Source organism: Actinomycetes bacterium, from assembly GCA_036000965.1.
In the GTDB taxonomy this organism is placed as follows: domain Bacteria; phylum Actinomycetota; class CALGFH01; order CALGFH01; family CALGFH01; genus DASYUT01.
The window spans coordinates 1-2,627 of the sequence record DASYUT010000238.1 but is presented as its reverse complement, the minus strand read 5'-3'; the positions used below and the strand labels follow the sequence as shown (position 1 = coordinate 2,627).

1 protein-coding gene and 1 pseudogene are annotated in these 2,627 nt (G+C 70.3%); one reads left to right on the top strand and one right to left on the bottom strand.

Annotated features, from left to right (window positions below; all coding sequences use genetic code 11):
• The first annotated feature begins 275 nt into the window (after window positions 1-275).
• Window positions 276-767, top strand: a pseudogene (locus VG276_21240) (reverse transcriptase/maturase family protein).
• A gap of 33 nt (window positions 768-800) precedes the next feature.
• Here VG276_21240 and VG276_21235 read toward each other — a convergent pair.
• Window positions 801-2,627, bottom strand: a 1,827-nt coding sequence (locus VG276_21235) for a recombinase family protein (protein ID HEV8651849.1), incomplete at its 5' end; no start/stop codon positions are given.

The window sequence follows — 2,627 nt, the reverse complement described above, 5'->3', positions numbered from 1 at the left end:
GCCATGTCCGGGCATGAACCGTGAGACCGGGCAACCTCCATGGCGCGGAGCGCCGCCCAGCGAGGGCGGTCAAGGGGGTGAGTGGGCGGCCTGTGTCGCGCTCGACACGTACAGCGAAGACGTACCGCGGGATCGCCTACGGGGCGCGAGCCCTATGGCGACGGAGTGCCCGTAGTAGTCGCAGGTGTAACGACCTGCCAGGGAGGCCGGGAGAGCCGGACCGCAGGGCGAAGGGGCACAGGTGACCAGGATGGTCGGCCGGGGAGGGCTGCGTAATGCAGAGTGCTGAAACCGTGCTGAGCGTCATCCGGGAGCGCGGCAGGCGGGGCCTGCCGCTGGAAAGGCTGTATCGGCAGCTGTTCAATCCGCAGTTGTTCCTGCTGGCCTACGGTCGCATCTACGCCAACACCGGTGCGACGACGCCGGGGGTCAGCGCAGAGACCGTGGACGGCATGTCCCTGGCCAAGATCAACAGGATCATCGGCGCGCTGCGCGCGGAGTCGTACCGGTGGTCGGCGGCCAGGCGGGTCTACATCCCGAAGAGGAACGGGAAGCTGCGCCCGCTGGGCATGCCACCGTGGTCGGACAAGCTGGTCGCCGAGGTGGTCCGTCTCCTGCTAGAGGCGTACTACGACGTCTGGTTCTCCGACCACTCCCACGGTTTCCGCCCCGGCCGGGGTTGCCACACCGCGCTGGATGAAGTGGTGTCGGTCTGGAAGGGGACGCACTGGTTCATCGAGGGGGACATCTCCGCCTGTTTGGGTGCATCGTCACACTGCTCCTTTCGCTGATTGTCGTGATCAGAACAGGCCGTCTTGGGGTTGGGGAACCTCGATACGCAGGCCTTTTCTGCGTCCGGTGCGGGTGATGACGGCGCGGAGCTCGCCGCGCTTTACTCGTTGCAACACGGTCTGGCGGGAGACGCCGAGCGCGCGGGTGGCGTACTGCATGGCGACCCAGCCGTCGGGGGTGTGGTCGACGAGCATGCCGCACAGCTGGTCGGTGAGGCGGATCCGCCAGGGCGCGCCGGGGGTGGGCTGCTCCCCGGCGACGAAGCCGTCGTTGAGCCAGCGGAGCAGGGTGGAGGGGGCGACGCCGAGGGCTTTGGCGGCGGCGGTCACGGTGAGCAGCTCTCCTTCGGCCGGGTTGTCGCTGGGCTGGTGGCGGGGGATGCCCCAGTGGTGTCGCAGCGGCTGGACTCTACTGGCGGTGTATGACAGTCCGCGGGCGGTGCGGCGTCCTTGCCGGTTGAGGATGCCGGCGATCTTGGCGTCGGGGTAGTGCACGGCCAGGCGGCGTAGCAGGGCGATGGTGTCTTCGTCGGTGCGGATCTTGGGCTGTGGGCGCCGCAGCGGCACGGTCAACTCGCCGGTCGCGCCGCCCTTCCAGCGCAGCACCAGGTCGGCGTGGGGGTTGGGGTGGTCGCGGTGGACGGTGATGTTGACCTCCTCCAGCAGGGTGCGCAGCAGCTGCTTGCGGTCCTTGTCGGTGGTGGTCGGCGCGGTCCAAACGGCGCTGAGGTCGTCGCCGAGGACCAGGATGGTCGCGCGCTCATCGTCGGTGAGGGCCACAGGGCGGGCGGTCTCGCGGCGGGTCAGTTCGGCCTGGGCGTCGGTGAGGTCGCACAGGGCGTGTCCCCAGTCGGCTTCCAAGCCGCGGGCAACCAGCCGGTTTTCGGGATCGACGGCCCGGTAGCGACGCTCGGCCCTGGTCGCGGCGTAGCGGGCCTGTTCGACTTGGCGGCGCCACTGCGCAAGCGCGGCGTCGTGGCCGTCTTGGAGCTGCTGCGCGGCGGCCAGGCAGGCCTTGAGCGCGGCAGGGGCGAGCGCGGCCAGGAACGCCTCGGTGACCGCGGCGTCGATGCCCAGCCCGCCGACGTTCAGGTGCCGGGTGCCGCGGCCGTCGACCAGCGCACCCGGGCCCTGGCGGTAGTAGTTGGGGACGGGCTTGGCCCGACCCCGGTAGAAGACGGCGAGCCTTCGTCCACAGCAGCCGCAGGTGGCCAGGCCCTGCAGCAGCGCGCAGCCTTCCCGCACCGCCCCGGTGCCGGGCTCGTGCGCCTGGGGCCGGGTGTTGGTGCCGATGCGTTGCTGGTTGGCCAGGTAGGTGTCCCAGTCGATGAACCCCTGATGGTGGCTGGTGATGAGGACCTCCCACTGCTCGCGGGGCAGCTTGCGGCGCCGTTTGCGCAGTCCGCCGCCGGCGTCAAGGTAGCGTTCGTCGCGGGTGCGGCCGTAGACGTAGGCGCCGGCGTAGGCCGGATGCGTCAACGTGGTATGGACCGCGTGGTAGGTCGGCTCCACCCAGGTGATCTCGGCGGTTGCGTCGCCGTTGCGCAGGTAGCCGGCGTGTTGCAGCGGCCAGCGCAGGCCCTGGTCGCGCAGCCACAGCCAGGTGGCCCGCACCGACCCGCACACCGCGAACCGCTCGAACACCGCGCTGATGACGCCGGTGACGGCCGCGTCGGGGTGGAAGCAGATCTCCCCGTCGGCCTCACCCCACAGCAGCCCCACCGGCAGGCCCCGGCGCAGCTCCCCACGCGATGCCTTATTCTTGATCCCGCCCTCCAGGCGGGCGCGCAGCACGTGCAGCTCCGCCTCGCTCATGATGCCCTTCATGCCCAGCAG